The sequence below is a fragment of the Salinicoccus jeotgali genome, from assembly GCF_055379195.1.
Genome location: NZ_AP043830.1, coordinates 1303530 through 1322813 on the forward strand (window position 1 = coordinate 1303530; position 19284 = coordinate 1322813).

Sequence of the window (19284 nt, forward strand, 5' to 3'; positions counted from 1 at the left end):
CTATTTTATTAACATTTGTTGTTTTTATGTTAATGTATGTAAAACCCTCGTTAAATAGACACATTAATATTTGCAAAATTCATTCATTTAAAGTTTAATAGATGCATATTGAGAGTATATTAGTAAGGACTTTTTATTAATATACTTATGGAGCTGATAAAATGGTCTATACCATTGTCACATGCTTTATCTTCATGGCTTTCGTCGCTTTTTATTCCTATATGAAAACACGCAATACTGTAAGCGACAGTGCTGGGTATTTTCTGGCTGGACGCGGTTTGACAGGCGGATTCATTGCTGGTTCCCTTGTGCTCACCAACCTTTCTGCAGAGCAGCTTATCGGGCTTAATGGATAGGCCTACAGTTCAAATATGTCCAATATGGCATGGGAAGTGACGGCCGGCTTTGCCGTCATCATCCTTGCACTGATTCTTCTTCCAAGATACATAGGCGGTTCGTTCACCACTTTACCTGAATTTATAAATAGCCGTTTCGAGAAAGGCACAAGGATGATGGTGACTTTACTTTTCATGCTCGGCTATACATTCGTCACAATCCCGTCTGTTCTCTATTCCGGATCCATTGCGGTGCTGCAACTCTTCGATGTGCCCGCCCTCCTTGGTCTCTCCCTTGAGCAGTCGATGTGGATTGTCATTTGGATGGTAGGTATAATCGGTTCCATATATGCTATATTCGGCGGATTGAAGGCAGTTGCGATATCGGACACCCTGAATGGCATTGGCTTACTTATCATCGGTCTGCTTGTACCTGCCATCGGTTTCTACTCTTTGGGGGATGGAAACGTATTGAGTGGCATGAAGGTGATTGCCACTAACAATCCAGAAAAATTAAACGCCATCGGCTCGAAGGAAGACTCTGTTCCTTTTGGTACGATATTCACCGGTATGATTTTCGCCAACTTATTTTATTGGGGTACCAATCAGTATGTCATCCAGCGGACACTTGGGGCGAAGAACCTGGCTGAAGGACAAAAAGGAACTTTGTTTGCCGGTTTCCTCAAAATACTTGTCCCCTTCATGATGATGATACCAGGGATCATCGTCTATCATCTGTATGGAGATGGTCTTAAGACCATGGATCTCGCCTATCCTACCTTAATTGCCGAGTTACTGCCCCTGTATTAAGTGGTTTCTTTCTAGCTGTCCTGCTCGGTGCTGTTTTCTCAAGCTTCAACTCGCTGTTGAACAGTGCAGCGACGATGTTCGTCTACGATCTTTACAAGGTCAAAGTGAACAGAAATGCTTCAGACTCTGAGATGATAAAGGTCAGTAAATGGTTTGGCACCCTACTTGCCCTTGTTTCCTTCTTCATCGCTCCACTCCTGCTCCGGGCGCCAGAAGGATTATGTAATATCATCCGTGAATTTACCGGATTTTTCAATATACCCGTAATTGCCATCATCCTCACTGGAATACTTTCCAGAAAAGTACCTCCTATCGGGGCCAAGATTGCGATTATCGTCCACGTTGTGCTCTATTATATGCTGATATGGGGTCTGCCGATGTTTTTCGGAATCAGTTTCGACATCAGCTTCATCCATATACAGGGGATACTTTTCGTGTTGGCTGTAGCAATCATGATGCTCTTTATGTTGATAAGCCCACTTGATGAACCTCATCACTTCAAGTCTGACCCGAAAGTGGATATGACACCATGGAAATTAGCCCTCCCGGTAACCTTCCTGCTCGTTGGAGCCATTGTATTCTGTTATATCCTCTTTTCCCCGGTCGGCCTTGCCTATGCCGACAACATCGTTTCACCATGGTTCTTGCCATCTACAGGAAATGGAATGACAAGTACGGGGATATGCTGAAAAAAATGCAGACTGAAAAGAAGGGGCTGGGACATAAGTCCCGATCCAAGCAGAATCCCCCGGGTTAAAATGAAAATTTTAACCCGGGGGATTCCTATGTATATAAATGAAAGACAAAACAAAAGGCACCCTTTATAATGTAAGTAACCACACAAACAGAAAAAGAGGTGCCTTATGTATAAAGATTATACCATGAACCAGCTGACACTGCCACTCGATTTGGCAGTCATCATACCCGAAGATGACATCGCCCTTGCCGTCAATGCATTGGTGGAAAGCATCCCAGAGACTGAATTTGCGCCCTTTGACCATGCCTTCGGTGCGACGTCGTACCATCCAAGAATGATGATGAAGATCATCCTCTGCAGCTACACACAATCGGTGACGTCCGGGCGCAAAATTGAAGCGCTGTTGACAGACAGCGTCCGGATGATGTGGCTGGCTCAAAACCAGACGCCCTCCTACCGGACCATCAACCGGTTCCGGGTGCATCCCCACATGGATGCGCTGATCCAGGAAGCGTTCATCCAGTTCAGGATGCAGCTGGAAGCCCAGGCGCTGATTGATACGGATGCGATTTTCATCGATGGTACGAAGCTCGAGGCCAATGCCAACAAATATACATTCGTCTTCCGGAGAAGTGTCGAGAAACACCAGGAGAAACTCCGCGCCCAATCGAAGCTGATGTATGAAACGCTGTATGAAGAGCAGATCGTGACGGCCCTCCTTGAAGAATCGGAAGCCATCGTGACGGCCGATCACCTGCACACGATGCACCAGGCGCTAGAGACGGTGGAAACGGATTTGACGGAGACCATCGAGGCGACGGAAACCGTGGAAAAAAGAAAAGCCCGCCGGTCTGAACGGTCCGTCATCCGAAAGACTAAAAAGAAATGTGCAGACCTGCGGGACCGGGAATTGAAATATACCCAACAATTGGAGATCCTCGGTGCCCGCAACAGCTACTCGAAGACCGACCCCGATGCGACATTCATGCGCATGAAGGAGGACCATATGCAGAATGGTCAGCTGAAAGCCGGCTACAACCTGCAGATTGCGACCAACAATCAATTCGTTTTAGGCTTTGACCTCTATCCCAACCCGACAGATACCCGGACCCTGCCGCCATTTCTCCATACGATGCTGGAACATTTCCAGCATCTGCCTGAAAAGATTGTGGCCGATGCCGGCTATGGCAGTGAATCCAATTATGAGATAATCATGGACGACTACGGCCGCACCGCGCTCATCCCCTATAATACATACCATAAGGAACAGAAGCAGAGGCACCAACCCGATGAAATGCATCCGGACAACTGGGTGTATGATGATGAGAATGATATGTACATCTGCCCGGACGGACGGCCCCTCCAGTTTGAACGCTATGCCGATCGGACCGACAAATATGGCTACACCCGGGCGTTTAAAATGTATGCATCAGCAGACTGTACCGGATGTCCCCTCCATGACATATGCATCAAAAGCGACAAGCAGACCACCAAGCGCATCCAAAAGAATATGAACCTGGACTACTTCAGAGCCCAGGTGAAAAAGCAGCTTTCAGTTGAAGGGCACCGCAACATCTATCAGCAGCGCAAGGTGGATGTTGAGACGGTTTTCGGCAATTTGAAGGCCAATTTGGCGTTCAGGCGATTTTCACTCCGCGGGAGACGCAAAGTGAAAATCGAAATCGGCCTCGCATTATTGGCCGGGAACCTCGGGAAGTTCAACCGAATGATGCGCACTGCTTTGGAAGCAGACACAAAAAATGGCGATCCATCCGCTTTATCGGGATGGATCGCCATTTTTCTTAGTGTTCAGGGGCCTTTATGTCCCAGCCCCTTCTTTTCTATATTCTATTCAATTTCTGTGCCATCTTGTATACAGGCTTGTTGAATACTTTCTCGAAGGTTCCTGGAAGCTCTTCTATGAAGGTATTGTAGCCTTTTTTGAACTTGAAGACTCCATAGTCTTTGGACTGTTCTGTAAAATCACCAGTCAATCCAAAGAAATTGAAACGTTTCACTCCGAGTTTCTTTGCTTTTTTGATCATCTGCCATGTCGTGAAGTTCGTACCCATGAACATGGAATGTTCCGGATAACTGCCACTGAACAGATAAACCATTTCATGGTTGTTGTAATAATACATGGCTGCAGAAAGCTCTATGACTGTGCCATACTCTTGCTGCACGCCCTGGATTTTTTTTATCCGTTTCTCTTTGTTTCCGAGGAGGTCTTTCACTTCATTCATTCTCCCCTTCATCCTTTTTGTACCATTGCCGGAATCGATCTTCTCCTGCATCTCTTCATATTCTGCAGAAAGTTCGCCGAGTTCACCATGCAATTGTTCCAAATAATCTTCCAGATTGATATAGCTCAAAGTGAGATAAGTACGCTCCTTTAGAGCATGGAGCAGATTTTTTATCTTTTCCCCACTTACCGGGTCGAAACCGATGCGTTCCTCGGTATCTTTATATATCTGGATGAATTTATCATATTCATCCTCCTCCAAATAACGCAATTCCAGCCCCATCTGCTCACTTGCACGCGTATTATAGCGTGTTTTTGAATCCATATCTTTAATGAGCTGCTCTTCATCCTTATTCAAATCAAGTACAGCCTGATGTCTGAGCAGTTCGTCTGTAACCAGCTGTTTGGTGAAGCCATTATGTGAATACCCCTGGTTGATGTAGATGTCTATGATTTCATGATTATTTTCAGGGCTTTCCACGATTTCTCCATCGTTGCCTCTCATCTGGTAGATCATATAAGGCGAATGGATGAGTTTTACAGCATGATGCTTTTTGACGTGATCATCGATTTCCTTCAGGAAGAACTGCAGCCTCTCATTCGAGAACGGCTGGATCAACGGACCTGTATGTGAAGTGAATAGCCGATAGCGTTTCAGGACCGATGTGGCGCTGAGCATGGAAACCCCGACTAGCCCATCATCTTCATAGAGGCCAAGCAGGTGCGTCTCCTGTGTCTTTGAAATGTAATCATAATAAAGCGGGTCATGGAGATAGTGGCAATGCCCGTCATACTCTGCCATGAACGCTTTAAACGTTTCCTCTTGGATTTGTGATATCTGCACTGTTCAACCCTCCTTCACTATTCAGTTGCTTTTTGAGGCTGTCTTCTGTTCGATTTTACGTTTTACCTTATAGAGATTATAAGGCACTTTACTGATGACCTTGACGAAATCACCGACCAGTTCCTCTATTTCAGCGTTGAAGCCACGTTTGAAACGGTAGACGCCATAATCTTCCCCATCTTCAGAGAAGTCACCACTCACCCCGTAGAAGTTATATCTGTCGATTCCATTCTCCAGACAATACTTCATCATTTCAAAATGCATCATGTAAGGTCCGACGAAATGAGCGAACTCGCTTGAACTTGCACCTGAGTTATAGACCATCTCATAAGGGGTTTCAAAGTAGATGCCGGCACCAAGATTCAGGACATTGCCTTCTTTTTCACGCATCTCCATAGCACTGTCGCGATCTTCAGTCATCTTGTTGATCTGTTTATCGTGTTCAGCAATCTTATTCAAAGTCTTATCATTCTTGTTGTCTTTATCCATGAGCTGGTCCCGCTTCCGCTCATTGTCTTCAATCTGCTCTGAGAGGTTCTCCACATATTCATCCAACTCTATATACGCAAGAGGGATAAGGACCTTATCTCCATAGGCTTTCTTGAAATTGGAGAAGTATTCTTTCGGATTCGGATGGGTGAAGAACCCCTGCCTCTCACTTGTATCCAAGTAAAGATCCATGAATATATCAATCTCATCGACATCGAGAAACCGCACCTTCACTCCGAATTTCTGTGCTTTCTTTATATTCCTCTTCCTCTGTGAATCGAAGGACTTGAAAAGGCTCTTTTCATCATGGCCCGATAAATCGAGGACACTCATCCACCGCGCCTGGGAGGTTTTTGAATAGCCACGGGTGAACCCTTGATGCACATACCCTTCGTCCTCCATCAATCTGATCAATGCATCCTGGGCCGGGTATTCCTCTTTAGGCACTACATCCTTATCATACTTTCTATAGATCCAATTCGGATCAAGCTTTACATACAGCCCGTTATTCTTCTTGAGATAGGCAGTCAATTCCTGCAGATAGAACTTTACAAGGTCATGGTCATGGTAATCCAGCACGGGCCCCCGGTTGGAATAGTAGAAATACTTGCCGAGGACCGTCTTCTTCAACGTAAAGAGACATGCTGCTATCACCGTTCCACTTGCATCCTTAACGCCAAGTAGGCGTACCTTCTGTTGATCCATTTCCCTATTCTTTTTATTTTCTATCATCTGGAAAAAGGCCGATTCTTCTCCTTTTTCTATATAATCCTTATATTCCTTTTCAGTCAGTTCAACGAATTTCATCCGTTTGTTACCTCCCTATTCTCTCTCTTAGTTTTACGAGTGACTGATACACCCTATACGCTGGCTTATTGATCGGCTTGATGAAATCACCGATATATTCATAGACTGTGGCGTTGAATCCTTTTTTGAACTGGATGACGCCGTAGTCTTCCGCTTCTTCTGAAAAGTCTCCACTGATGCCGTAGAAATTATACAGTCCAATATCATGGTCCAAGGCATAGTTGATCATATGCCATTGGATCAGATAACTGCCCGCAAAATGCCTGAAATCATTATCGCTGCCTCCTGCAAGATAAACGACTTCATGCGGAGTGATGAAATAGTAGGCACTCGCTATGGGAAGCTCATTGCCGTGGGTTTCGCGCAATGTACGGCCTTCCTGCAACTTATCTTCTATATTTTCGAGCTGCGCCGTCAGATTCGTTATTTTCTTTTCCGCTTTGCTGTTGGCCGGATCTTTTTCAAGGTCACGGTTCGCTTTACTGATGTTTTTCACCAATGCGTCTCGGTCCTTTGTAATCGATGCGACATATTCATCCAAATTGACATAAACAAGCGGAATCAGGACATTGTCCCCGAAGTGCTGCTTACGGCTGATATAGTAGGAATCATCGCGATCTGTGAAGGATTTCATTTCAGATGTATCTCTCATGAATTTCCTGAAGACATCTATCTCATCAAGCCCAAGATAACGGACATGAAGACCATGCTTCTGTGCTTTTTTTATATTCCGCTTCCGGAGGCTATCCATATCATTCAACACAGCTTTGCCGTCCTTGCCTCTAAGGTCAAGTACCGAATGCCATCTGATCTGAACGACCGGATCGAACCCGACGGAGAATCCTTCATGTGTAAAATCCAGCGCTTTGAAGTAATCGAAGATATAGCGGTTTCCACTATCTTCGAGGATATCACCTTCGTGGTTGCGTTTTTTGATTACTTCATAGGGATCTACCCTTACATGCATCACTTTCTTTGGCTTCAAGAAGTCATTCAGTCCTTCGAAAAATGTATCGAACACCTTTTTATCTGAATAGTCCATGACGGGCCCACGATTGGTATAGGCATATTTGAACACCTTCATTACAGGGGTCAGGGTGATCAGGCAAGCTGCTTTTACCGCTTCCCCGTCCTTCACTCCTATCAGGTAGGTTTCAACGCCCTGCTCAATTTTCAGGCGATAATTATCCACCGTCTGTGTAAAATGACTGAAGTGTGTCCGTGTGAACTGTTCGAACTCCTCAGTGGTCAACTCTGTAAATTGCATAATGGCACTCCTGTCAACTAATTTTGTTACTCCGAATATATTATCAGATTCCAAACTTAATGCGAATTGAAACCTCATAAATATATATAGTCCCATCCATTATATCATCTGCGAACGGTACTGGCAGTATTTCTGCGAAGTTCATGTCTACACGACTACAATGCACTGTCATTTCCATCAGAATGCCATTCACCTTTTATGGCCAGCTATCAATCCTTCCCTAAGTTTAAGCGTCGAAGCTTCCGTACAGCTCAGGGCCCTCATCACGCTGAGTTGTCCAAACCGGACCTTTAATGCATCAATGGTCCTAAGAAGATCCTCCCTCTTCAATTCCCCCGGGTCTTCGAACAGGGATAGCTGCCTCACGTCATCCGGTATCAGATTTGTCAAAGAAATACTTAAAGTACGGTACATCGCATAGGCGTCTGCCATTTTGATGATGTGGTCCCATACACCCTCCATGATGATATTTCCGTCACTCGTCCCCCCGTCTAACGTGAATTGCTTTCGGTACACCTTGCCATCTGCTGTCCCTACAGAAAAATGGATGGTGCGTGCCAACCGTTTTGATAGGCGCAAACGATGCGTCACTTCATCAATATGCTCAAGCATTACTACATAGACTTCATCAAGGTGATAATCACGCATAAGGATTTGGCTTTTGGCAATGGACGGCGCATGCACACTATGCTTTTCACTGATAGTGCTGAAATCGATGCCATTGGCATGGAGATGCCAATCGACACCGATGATGCCAAAGTCCCGCTTCAAATATTCGGGCGGGTAGCGCGCCAGGTCACCCACTGAAAATATCCCACGTTCATTCAAACGGGCTTCACTATTCTTATTGATTCCCCACAGTGTTCTAAGCGGTTTGATATGCCACATTTTTTCAGGTACGTCCTCATAACGCCACTCTGCTATACCAAAAGGTGCACGCTTCGCTTCAATATCCAGAGATAACTTACTGAGCAGTGGATTCTCCCCGATGCCGATGGCACAATCAATACGCGTCTCCTGATAGATCTCTTTCCTGAGGCGTAGTGCCAGTCCCCAAGGACTTTCTTCAAACAACCGGAAACTCTTTGTAACATCCATGAAGTACTCATCCACGGAATATTGATGAAAATCTTCCGGAGCGACGTATTTCAAAGCAATTTCCGTTATTCTGGAAGAATAATCGAGATATGTCTTCATTGAGGGATTAATGATATAAATATCTTTACGGTTCGGAATTTCAAACAACCGACTGCCAGTCTTTATCCCCATTCTTTTGAGGGCTGGTGTTGCAGCCAATACAACTGCCCCCGGGTTTTTAGTGTCTGCCACTACCGCAAGACGTGTCGTGAGTGGATCTAAACCTTTCAAGATGCAAGAAACACTAGCAAAGAAGCTTTTTTGGTCTACACAGAAAATGTGCCGTTTTGGGCAGATATGATAGTTATACATGTAACACCCTCCAAACAGAACATATGTTCGTATACCCATAAATTTATCATATCATAAAATAGGAAGTTCCAAACATGATTATTTATGGATTTGGGTATGATATATTGTAAAGATCAGTAAGGAGGAAAATGATTTGAAGGACATCATCGCATTACTTAAGAAAGGCAGTGCAGCATCGCTGACTGCATCTATCGTCAATTTCTTCATCGCAGCCATAAAAGGCGGTGCTTTCATACTGACGGGAAATGTTGCCATGTTTGCTGAGATGATGCATTCCATTGGCGATGCACTTAACCAGTTCTTTGTTTATGTAGGTTCCGGATTGTCGAAGAAAGCGCCGACCAAACGCTTCCCCTTCGGGTTTGGACGTCTCGTGAATCTTGTTTTACTATTTGCTGTCATCATTGTCGGTATATTGGCATATGAGACGGTGCGCGAGGGGCTAAAGCACATTTTAGAACCGCTTCCGGTGGAAACCGATACAACAATGCTGCTCATCAACATCGGCGTTCTCGCTTTGGCGGCTGTGCTTGAGACATTTGTTCTATTTAAAGCAGGTAAAGAATTGCTCAAGCAGGCAGATCAGCCTTTTGATGGCTTAAAACCGCTTACGACAAGCTTTATCCATATGGACCGTGCAAAACCGGCGACCAAATTGGTGTTCCTGGAAGATACGGTTGCAACCGGTGGTGCACTGCTCGCCATCCTTGCCATACTCATTGCACGCTTTACAGGCTTTTCCCAAGCAGAAGGCATCGCCTCGATCATGATCGGTATCGCCATGTTCTACATCGTCTACAAAATTTTCATGGAGAATGCCGCGGGGGCACTTGGTGAGCACGACCCGCGCATGGAACAGCGTGTTTCGGAGATTGTGTTGAGACATGATGAAATCAGAGACATACGTAAGCTCTTCGTCATGAAGGAAGGGGACCTCCTCCACGTTGAAATTGTGGCGGAACTGGATCCCGACCTCTCTGTTGAAGAAGCAAATGCCATCCGGGATGACATAGAGGAGATGATCCTGAAACAAAGGCATGTCGTTGATGTAAATACAGAATTTGAGGTCGATGATGGGCACCGGGCATGGCCGCAGACCCAGAATGAATTGGATAAAAAGCCTAAAAAATAATTATGCTCCAAATAAAAAAGGATGGCCTGCAATACCGCGGCCATCCTTTTTTTGTCTTGTCTATTCGGTTGTAGCCTCCTCTTCAGCCGGATCTTCGGCATTATTTTCCAAAAACTCATGCATATATTGGCTGTTTGCTTCAAAATCGAGATCGATCACATTGCCGGCGTGTGATGTGTCCATAAATTGATAGGTGCCTTCTACAGGTACCGTAAGCGTGTCTATCTCCTTATCACTCCTTAGGAGGAAGGATGCCATCATCCGATACATCTCCCCATCGGTCATGCTTGTGTTGACGTGGCCCATGCCCGTCCCTGCAATTTTAGGGAGCTTCAACACGCCACCGATCGTCAGCACTTCATCTTTCAGGGCGGTGATGACTTGCTGTTGACGCCTTACCCGGCCAAAGTCCCCTTCTTTATCCTGGCGGAATCTTGCATATTCAAGTAGCTCCTGCCCATTAAGACGCTGTTCACCCTTTTTCAGTTCGACTTCTATCTTTTCGGACATATCCTTTTCGACGTCTACCATCACCCCTTTTTTGTTGACCACATCCACTACGGATTCAAATGCTTTGTAGTCGACGACTGCATACTCTTCAATCTCGATGCCGAAATTTTCTTTGATGGTGCGTCTAAGGAGTTCCACGCCCCCGAGTGAATAGACGGAATTTATCTTGTAGCTTTGAAAACCGGGGATATCCACATAGATGTCCCGCATCATCGATATGAGTTTCATATCCTTATTCATATAATCATATTGGGCAAGCATGATGACGTCCGTGCGCTGTGCCCCGTCAACTTCGCGGTCTGCTCCTAACAGCAGTATGGTCTTCTTGCCATCATTATTGTCATCCCCACCGAATTCATGTGCCTCTTGTTCGACTCCATTGTCCTCGGCTATATCCAACCCGGATTGATAGGAGAAGAAGATATACAAAACGATGAAGATGAGCGCTATAAATATAATTAAAGGGATCAGCGTACGCTTGCGCAACCGTTTTCTTTTCATACCCTCACTAGTGCGTCCAGAACGTCTATAGTCGTTATCCATGATACTTGGCTCCCGTCATTAATGTATTCAATCATTCTATCGCGTTTAAAAAGAGATTAAAAGAGAAAACCGCATTTGACCGGATATAATAAATTGTAGAAAGTAATGAGCATATAGTAGAATATAAATATTAGATAAGGAGGGTTATGATGATCCGGAATTGGTTTTTTATCGCATTGGTGGCCCTGGTGCTGATACCCACTGAAGTGCAGGCGGCCGAGTGGCAGGAAGCAGTCACCGTCTATGGTGCCGCCCTTGAGGACGACCCCCAGCTATTGGAGGATACCGAAGGCATACTCGGTACAAAAAAAGAGGACAAAATCACATTCGTCAACTCGGAGGATGTCGCCAAATACATCGGCAAGGATTATGATGATGCCGTGCTCAAATCAAGCATCCGCATCATTCAGAGGGAAGACGGATATGGGCTTGACATCACCGTAGATGAAACGATGGGTAAGATTACCCAAATTACGGAAGAGACGTATAAAAATGCCCTGCTCACATCGGGTATTACAGATGCGGAAGTCACGATCGGAGCCGCTCAAGATGTCACAGGGGAAAGTGCCCTCTCAGGGATATATAAGGCATTTGAAGCACAGGGACAGGAAATTGATACCGACCGCACCCGTAATTCCCAAGATGAGTTGGAAGCCATATCAGATATCTCAAAAGAAAATGCGCAAAAAGAAGGCTTTTCACAGGAACAGCTGAATAAAGCCATTACAGACATTAAAATTGAAATCATCAATCAGGGTGGGAATCTGACTGAAGCGGATATTCGCCGAATAGTAGAGGAACAGTTGAATGAGAACGGTCTGGATGGCATAGTGACGGGTGATCAAATCAACCGCCTCGTCAATATTATGATACAAATACAGAACACGAATATATTTACAGATGAAGAAGCAGAACGCCTCAAGGACAGCGCCCAGAACCTGATCGATGAAATAAGGTCAAGCGATGCATTCAAACAAGCGGCTGATAAGGCAGAAGAAATTGGTCAGGACATCCAGGATTCTGATGCATGGAGCACCTTTAAACGGGCCGTCTCTGATTTCTTCAGCAGCATCATTTCCTTCTTCAAGACATTGTTCAATTAAAAAACCAGACCTTTAGAAGGTCTGGTTTTTTAATGTTAGGATCTATCCTGATCGCGGTACGCGTAACGATTTTCACCCCACTCGTCCACATCGCTAAGATCCGCTTTGATATTATTCGTCTGGAAAACTGGATTTTTACCATCCCTCAGTTGCGTCTTGTAGTCGGCGGCAACTTGCCAGACCACATTGCTCAAGCCGAATACTGCAACAAGGTTGGTCACGGCCATCAACGCCATAAACAGATCGGCCATCGACCATGCCGTTTCAAGGTCCATTATCGCTCCGATGAAGACCATCAGGACTACAAGGAGTTTAAAGGCAAACAACAATGTTTTGTTTTCCTTGATGTAGTTGAGGTTGCTTTGACCATAGAAGTAGTTGCCGAGTATCGAGCTATATGCAAACAAGAGGATGACAATCGCAATGAAGGTGGCGCCGAAGGCACCCATCTGCTCGCCCATCGCCGCCTGGGTCACTTGAATGCCCTGCTGTGCCTCTTCACCGTAACTCAAGTCCGTATACATCAGTATGAGGATTGCGGTTGCTGTACAAACGATCATCGTATCGAAAAATACACCGAGCGACTGGATGAGGCCCTGTTTGACAGGGTGGCTGACGGCTGCTGACGCTGCTGCGTTCGGTGCCGAGCCCATCCCCGCTTCATTCGAGAATAAACCTCTTTGGAATCCATTCAATATCGCGGCACCGATTGCACCACTGAACACTTCCCGGATGCCGAAGGCGTTCTGGAATATATCTGTAAGCATCGGGATGACCCGGTCATAGTTGATGACGAGTATCACGAATATCACCGCCAGATATATAAGTGCCATAATCGGTACGATATATCCCGTGACATTGGCAATCCACCGTGCCCCTCCAAATATGACGATGGCCGCAAGTGCTGCGATGATGAGGCCGATGATCCAACGGTCTATGTTGAATGCCTCTTCATAGGCATGCGCAATGGTATTGGCCTGCAATCCATTGAAGACAAAGCCGAATGTGACTGTAATCAATACTGCAAAGAAGACGCCGAGCCACTTCTGGTTGAGCCCCTTCTCCATGTAGTATGCCGGTCCACCGCGGAAGCCACCGTCTTTATCTTCGACTTTGTAGACTTGCGCCAAAGTCGATTCGAAGAACGCTGTCGCTGCACCAAAAAATGCAATAACCCACATCCAGAAGACTGCGCCCGGTCCACCGAGCACGATCGCCGTGGCCACACCGGCGATGTTGCCGGTACCTACACGGGACGCTGCACTGATTGCGAATGCCTGGAAAGGCGCGATGCCCTTTCGACCGTCCGGCAATGTCTCCGCCTTCTCGGTAAGTACATTGAACATTTCCTTGAACCATCTGAATTGCACGAACTTTGAACTGATCGAGAAATATAAACCTGCAAGAATCAATAGTCCTATGAGGAAATCTCCCCATAAAAGATCATTACCAACTTCAATGACACTTTTGAACCAACCTGGTACTACTCCTTCATTTTCCATAAAGCACCTCCCAATATAAGTGATGTTATATTATTCGGATGGCTGCTTCAAGTCTAAATTTTTCACTTCATTCAAACATTTTTGAATTTCACCCGCTCCACTTCGCCGAATGTATCTTCATCGACAACGAACGATCCATTGGCGTAGCGGCCGCTGAGTCTGATTGATTTGGCATCCAATCTAAAGGCATCCTTTTCGGACTCAAGGGTGATTTCCACATTATCTTCGACAAGGTTAGCCCCTATAATGCGGTGGGGCTTTGATTTTATTTCCTTCAATAATGCAGTGCCGACTTGGGCTCTGGCGCCATTGTCGAACGCATCGAGACTTGTCCGTTTGACCGCCCCGCGCTGGGATACACTGACTATATGACGCTCAGTTGTAATGAGTCCGGCAAACGCCAGCTTGTCATCCTGCTTCAGTTGAATCGCTTTGACCCCTTGCGCCTTCAAACCGACAGGATTCACTTCAGATATCGGATACTTCAGCGACATGCCTTTTTCAGTCAACAGCAGAATCTCCTCTGTGCCTTTAGTAGCCACCATCACTGATGCCACCCGGTCATCTCCTTTCAGGCTGATACCTGAAATTGGCCGTCTTATGCGGGAAGCTTCATAAAGCTCAAGGCCGGTCCGTTTTATCTGACCATTCTGCGTTACTGATATGATGTCCAGACCGGCATCGAATGCCTCGAAGGTGAAGGCAGCCACTGGAGATTCTTCAGCCGCGATTTTGAAGCGGTTTGACAGGTGTTGTCCATTATCCTTCCACCGGATGTCTGACAGTTCATGCACCGGAATGATCATATAATTGCCGAGATTCGTAAAGACGACAAGGTTTTCCAGTGTATGGGCTTGTCTAGCATACAAGACTTCGTCCGTTTCCTTCATACCAAGCTCTTCTTTCGCACTCGCCTGATAACTTCTCAAGCTCGTACGTTTCACATAGCCCTCACGGGTCAGTGACACCATCACATCTTCTTTGGGGACGAGCACTTCTTTTTCCAGTTCAATCGCTTCGATTTCATCTTCGATGACGGTTTTTCTCATGGAACCATATTGTTTACGGATGTCCCTCAGTTCTTTTTTAATGACTTTCAAGAGCTTTTTTTCATCTGCGATAATTTCACGCAGCTGGTTGATCGTATAATCAAGCTGACTGTGTTCCGTCTCAAGCTGGACGATGTCTGTATTCGTCAGGCGATATAGCTGGAGCATGACAATCGCTTCTGCCTGAGCATCGGTAAAGCCGAAAGATTCAACCAAGTTTTCCTTGGCGTTCCGTTTGTTGTTCGATTCCCTGATGACGCGGATGACATCATCGAGAATGGACAAGGCCCGCATCAGGCCTTCTATGATGTGGATTCTCTTTTCCGCTTCTCCAAGCTCATAATTGGAACGGTTCAGAATGACTTCCTTCTGGTGCGCAATGTAGCTGTTTAGTATCTCTTTTAAGCCAAGCTGTTTCGGCGCACGGTCGCTGATGGCTACCATGTTGAAATTATAGGAGACTTGCAGATCGGTCTTTTTATAGAAATAATTTATGATTCCCTCAACGTTGGCTTCCTTCCTGACTTCAATGACGATCCGCAGTCCTTCCCGGTCCGTCTCATCCCGCACCTCAAGGATACCATCAACTTTGCGGTCCGCGCGCACCTCATCCATTTTCTTGACAAGGGTTGCTTTATTCACCTCGTACGGCAGCTCCTCGATGATGATCTGCATGCGTCCGCTTCTTAACGTCTCAGTCCTGACTTTGCTTCGGACGACGATTCTCCCCCGGCCTGTTTCGTATGCCTTCTTCAGTTCATTTCTGCCTTGGACGATGCCACCTGTCGGAAAATCAGGCCCTTTGACGATATCAATCAGTTCGTCTATCGAAACAGTCGGCTTATCGATGACCTTTAATGTCGCATCTATGACTTCCTCCAGATTATGTGGAGGGATATCGGTCGCATAGCCTGTCGATATGCCGGTTGAGCCATTGACAAGAAGATTTGGGAACTTCGAAGGCAGTACCGTAGGCTCCACTTCTGTATCATCGAAGTTATTGATGAATTGCACTGTATTTTTGTTGATGTCCCGGAGCATTTCATTGGATATTTCAGAAAGCCTCGCTTCCGTATAACGCATCGCTGCAGGCGGGTCTCCATCAACACTCCCCTTGTTGCCGTGGATGTCAATCAGTTCTTCTCGCATCTTCCATTCCTGGGACAGCCGGATCATGGCCTCATAGACACTTGAATCCCCGTGCGGATGGTAATTACCGATAACATTACCGACGGTTTTGGCACTTTTCCTGAATCCTTTCTCGGACGTATTGCCTTCCTTATACATAGCATAGAGTATACGCCGCTGAACCGGCTTCAGACCATCCCGCACATCTGGAATCGCACGGTCTTGTATGACATATTTACTGTAGCGTCCAAAACGGTCTCCGATTATATCTTCAAGCTGGAGCTGCTGAACATGATCAGTCATTCAAATCACCACTTTCACCCAGTTTAGTGCCGTCTTTTTCGAGGATGCTGTCTGCATCTTCCAGCGTGAAGCTGACATTCGATTCAATCCATTTACGCCGCAATTCAACATTATCACCCATAAGTGTCGTGACACGCTTGAGGGAAAGCGCTTCGTCCTCGACGCCGACTTGTATCAGCGTTCTTGTTTCAGGATTCATAGTCGTCTCCCAGAGCTGTTCAGGCATCATTTCACCGAGCCCCTTGTAGCGCTGGAGCTCAATGCCCTTGCCCATGTCTTTTTGTGCTTCCAGCAACTCATCCTCGGTCCACACGTAGCGGACATCTTCTTTCTTCTTCGTCTTTTTCTTCAATTGGAAAAGCGGAGGCATGGCGATATAGATTTTGCCAGCATCAAAAAGCGGCCTCATATAGTTGAAGAAGAATGTCAACAGCAGCACTTGTATATGTGCCCCGTCTGTATCTGCGTCCGTCATGATGATGATTTTATCGTAGTTTGTATCCTCCACTTTGAACTCGGTACCGACACCGGCTCCGATGGTATGGATGATTGTATTTATTTCTTCATTCTTGAATATATCCTCAAACTTCGCCCGTTCCGTATTGATGACCTTGCCGCGGAGCGGGAGGATTGCCTGGAACCTTCGATCTCTGCCCTGTTTGGCGGATCCACCGGCAGAGTCCCCCTCCACCAGATACAACTCATTCTTTTTGGCGTTGCGGCTCTGTGCCGGTGTCAGTTTACCTGACAGCAAGGTGTCCCGCTTACGTTTCTTACCGTTACGTGCCTCTTCACGGGCTTTTCTCGCAGTTTCACGTACATTGCGTGCCTTCACGGCTTTTTTGACAAGCTGTGTGCTGAGCGTACCGTTTTCTTCAAAATAATAAGGCAGGTGTTCGCTTATCAATGACTCCATCACATTTCTCGCTTCACTTGTCCCGAGCTTACTTTTTGTCTGGCCCTCGAATTGGAGCAGGTGCTCAGGGATTTTGATGGAGATGATGGCAGTGAGCCCCTCTCTGATATCGTTTCCTTCGAGATTTTTATCTTTATCCTTCAACTCATTGATTTTTCGGGCATATTCATTGAATGCCCGCGTAAAACCGGTTTTGAAGCCAATCTCATGTGTACCTCCGTCCTTCGTGCGGACATTGTTGACGAATGAGATGAGCGTTTCTGCGTACTGGTCATTATACTGGAAGCTCACCTCAGCCAAAATGCCATCGTACTCTCCTGAAAATACGACAACATCACCTATGGAATCCTTGCCTTCATTAAGGAATTCAATGAACGCTTTCAAGCCGTCTTCATATTTGAAGACTTCTTCAATCGGTTCATCGGGCCGCTTGTCTGCAATTGTAATTTCAAGGCCTTTTTCAAGGAAGGCCGACTCACGCATCCGCTCCATGATTGTTTCGAAGTGGAACGTGGTCCCACTCTGGAATATTTGACGGTCGGGTTTGAAAGTGACTTCAGTTCCGTTTTCCTTAGTGTTGCCTGTCACTTCCAGCGCACGATCGACTTTTCCGCCCTCTTTGAATGACATTTCGTGTACTTTGCCATCGCGGAATATCCTGATCTTCACCCACTCACTCAGCGCATTCACTACAGATGCTCCGACGCCGTGGAGGCCGCCTGAAGTTTTGTAGCCGCCGGATCCGAATTTCCCACCGGCATGGAGCACCGTGAAGATAACTTCCGGTGTGGGCTTGCCAGAAGCATGCATGCCTGTTGGCATACCCCTTCCATTATCACGTACTGTAATGCTCTCATCAGGATTTATTTTAATATTTATTGCGTCGCCATAGCCATTGATGATTTCATCTACTGCATTGTCGACCACTTCATAGACCAGGTGATGCAGGCCCCTGTAGTCGGTTGAGCCGACATACATGCCGGGGCGTTTTCTTACAGCATCCAGCCCTTCAAGTATTTGAATCGACTCATCTGTATAAGTATTTCGTTTCGTCAAATCAGATTTCCTCCCACAAACATACGTTCGTTATTTTTATCTCATGTTCTATTTTTATACAAAACTTAAATGATTGCAACCCTAATTGGTCCAGGACAACCATTGTCACACTATATTAGTTTACATAATAAAGTTATAGTAAACTATATTTTATTATACCCAATTAAATTTATATGGTAAACTGTTAGTACCTGATAACAAAAGGGGATTTTAGATGGAAATCAATATGATACTCCTGATCTTCAGCTATCTCATAGGAGCAATTCCTTTTAGTCTTTTAATCGGCAAATGGTTTTATAAAATCAACCTAATGGAGCATGGCAGTGGAAATATTGGAACTACAAACACTTTTAGGATCTTAGGGAAGAAGGCAGGCATCGTCGTCCTTTTATTGGATATGTTCAAAGGAGCACTCCCTGTTTTGATTGCCATACTGGTCGATACGGATATGCATGTCTTCATCCCTGGGCTTGCCGCAGCACTTGGCCATGTCTATTCCATCTTCCTGAAATTCAAAGGGGGTAAAGCTGTCGCGACAAGCGCAGGAGCAGTCTTGGCCTATAACCCTGTTCTATTCATCATCCTGCTCACTGTTTTTCTCACCACCCTAAAATTAAGTAAGTATGTATCTCTTTCAAGCATCATCAGTGCCATCGTCTTCTTTATCTTGTCAATCGTCTTTCGGGATTATCTTCTTATTGCCTTTTCGTTCATCATCATGGTGGTCATTGTCGTTAGACATTCGTCAAACATCAAGCGTATAATGGATGGTACAGAATCGAAGATTACATTCATGTAGCAGGAGGTGGCATCATGTTGGAAGTTACAGACCGTGCAGTCGAATGGATGAAAGATGAAATGGATCCTGATGAGGGCCAAGGTGTAAACGTTTATGTAAGGTACGGAGGAGAAACGCAGTTGAAACAAGGCTTCTCGCCCGCACTCACTGTCGATCAGATTCCTCCAGACAGTAAAATATTCGAATACGAAGGACTTCAAGTCTTCATCAAGGAAGCCGATTTCTGGTATTTTGAAGACGCTGAGCTCCAGATTGATTTCGAGGATGAAGAAGTCATATTCAACCTTAAATAAAAGCATCCCA

The 19284-nt window shown here is 45.7% G+C and carries 16 protein-coding genes; 8 read left to right on the forward strand and 8 right to left on the reverse strand.

Annotated features, from left to right (window positions below; all coding sequences use genetic code 11):
• Positions 1-161: 161 nt before the first annotated feature.
• The 4 genes from ACZ43I_RS06590 to ACZ43I_RS06605 all read left to right on the forward strand — a co-directional run bounded on the left by ACZ43I_RS06590 (position 162) and on the right by ACZ43I_RS06605 (position 3730).
• On the forward strand, positions 162-356 hold the full coding sequence (locus tag ACZ43I_RS06590) for a hypothetical protein (RefSeq protein WP_344703235.1): 195 nt from the start codon (positions 162-164) through the stop codon (positions 354-356).
• 15 nt (positions 357-371) lie between these two features.
• On the forward strand, positions 372-1145 hold the full coding sequence (locus ACZ43I_RS06595; protein ID WP_344703237.1) for a sodium:solute symporter family transporter: 774 nt from the start codon (positions 372-374) through the stop codon (positions 1143-1145).
• A 20-nt stretch (positions 1146-1165) separates the two neighbouring features.
• A complete protein-coding gene (locus ACZ43I_RS06600; protein ID WP_344703240.1) occupies positions 1166-1834 on the forward strand; it encodes a sodium:solute symporter family transporter in 669 nt (222 codons plus the stop codon).
• Positions 1835-2008: 174 nt separating this feature from the next.
• Positions 2009-3730, forward strand: a complete 1722-nt coding sequence (locus tag ACZ43I_RS06605; RefSeq protein WP_464761332.1) for an IS1182 family transposase — start codon at positions 2009-2011, stop codon at positions 3728-3730.
• Here ACZ43I_RS06605 and ACZ43I_RS06610 read toward each other — a convergent pair.
• From ACZ43I_RS06610 to ACZ43I_RS06625, 4 genes are all read right to left on the reverse strand, one after another.
• Positions 3684-4928, reverse strand: a complete 1245-nt coding sequence (locus ACZ43I_RS06610) for a peptidoglycan bridge formation glycyltransferase FemA/FemB family protein (RefSeq protein ID WP_344702812.1) — start codon at positions 4926-4928, stop codon at positions 3684-3686. The genes ACZ43I_RS06605 and ACZ43I_RS06610 overlap by 47 nt on opposite strands.
• A gap of 21 nt (positions 4929-4949) precedes the next feature.
• A complete protein-coding gene (locus ACZ43I_RS06615; protein ID WP_344702810.1) occupies positions 4950-6224 on the reverse strand; it encodes an aminoacyltransferase in 1275 nt (424 codons plus the stop codon).
• A 7-nt stretch (positions 6225-6231) separates the two neighbouring features.
• Positions 6232-7491: an aminoacyltransferase gene (locus ACZ43I_RS06620; RefSeq protein WP_344702808.1), complete on the reverse strand. Its 1260-nt coding sequence runs from the start codon at positions 7489-7491 to the stop codon at positions 6232-6234.
• Between the two features lie 189 nt (positions 7492-7680).
• Positions 7681-8940, reverse strand: a complete 1260-nt coding sequence (locus ACZ43I_RS06625; RefSeq protein WP_344702806.1) for a Y-family DNA polymerase — start codon at positions 8938-8940, stop codon at positions 7681-7683.
• A 133-nt stretch (positions 8941-9073) separates the two neighbouring features.
• On the opposite strand from ACZ43I_RS06625, the gene ACZ43I_RS06630 reads away from it, so the two are divergent.
• Positions 9074-10072 carry a cation diffusion facilitator family transporter gene (locus ACZ43I_RS06630; RefSeq protein WP_344702804.1) on the forward strand — a complete coding sequence of 333 codons (999 nt, stop codon included), beginning with the start codon at positions 9074-9076 and terminating at the stop codon, positions 10070-10072.
• A gap of 60 nt (positions 10073-10132) precedes the next feature.
• On the opposite strand, the gene ACZ43I_RS06635 is transcribed toward ACZ43I_RS06630, so the two are convergent.
• Positions 10133-11125, reverse strand: a complete 993-nt coding sequence (locus ACZ43I_RS06635; protein ID WP_344702802.1) for an LCP family protein — start codon at positions 11123-11125, stop codon at positions 10133-10135.
• Positions 11126-11271: 146 nt separating this feature from the next.
• Between ACZ43I_RS06635 and ACZ43I_RS06640 the strand changes: the two genes are divergently transcribed.
• Entirely contained in the window at positions 11272-12228 is a 957-nt protein-coding gene (locus ACZ43I_RS06640) for a DUF1002 domain-containing protein (protein ID WP_344702799.1), read from the forward strand.
• 35 nt (positions 12229-12263) lie between these two features.
• Here the strand turns inward: ACZ43I_RS06640 and ACZ43I_RS06645 are convergent, their stop codons facing one another.
• From ACZ43I_RS06645 to parE, 3 genes are all read right to left on the reverse strand, one after another.
• Positions 12264-13730 carry an alanine/glycine:cation symporter family protein gene (locus tag ACZ43I_RS06645; protein ID WP_344702797.1) on the reverse strand — a complete coding sequence of 489 codons (1467 nt, stop codon included), beginning with the start codon at positions 13728-13730 and terminating at the stop codon, positions 12264-12266.
• A 71-nt stretch (positions 13731-13801) separates the two neighbouring features.
• The gene (parC, locus tag ACZ43I_RS06650) at positions 13802-16210 is read right to left on the reverse strand and encodes a DNA topoisomerase IV subunit A (RefSeq protein WP_344702795.1); all 2409 of its coding nucleotides are present in this window, start codon (positions 16208-16210) and stop codon (positions 13802-13804) included.
• Positions 16203-18182 carry a DNA topoisomerase IV subunit B gene (gene parE, locus ACZ43I_RS06655; RefSeq protein ID WP_344702793.1) on the reverse strand — a complete coding sequence of 660 codons (1980 nt, stop codon included), beginning with the start codon at positions 18180-18182 and terminating at the stop codon, positions 16203-16205. The genes parC and parE overlap by 8 nt, the downstream gene beginning before the upstream one ends.
• A gap of 214 nt (positions 18183-18396) precedes the next feature.
• Here parE and plsY point away from each other — a divergent pair, with 214 nt between their 5' ends.
• Together plsY and ACZ43I_RS06665 are read left to right on the forward strand one after the other, a co-directional pair.
• Positions 18397-18981: a glycerol-3-phosphate 1-O-acyltransferase PlsY gene (gene plsY, locus ACZ43I_RS06660; RefSeq protein ID WP_344702791.1), complete on the forward strand. Its 585-nt coding sequence runs from the start codon at positions 18397-18399 to the stop codon at positions 18979-18981.
• 14 nt (positions 18982-18995) lie between these two features.
• Entirely contained in the window at positions 18996-19274 is a 279-nt protein-coding gene (locus ACZ43I_RS06665) for a HesB/YadR/YfhF family protein (RefSeq protein ID WP_344702789.1), read from the forward strand.
• The last annotated feature ends 10 nt before the right edge of the window (positions 19275-19284 follow it).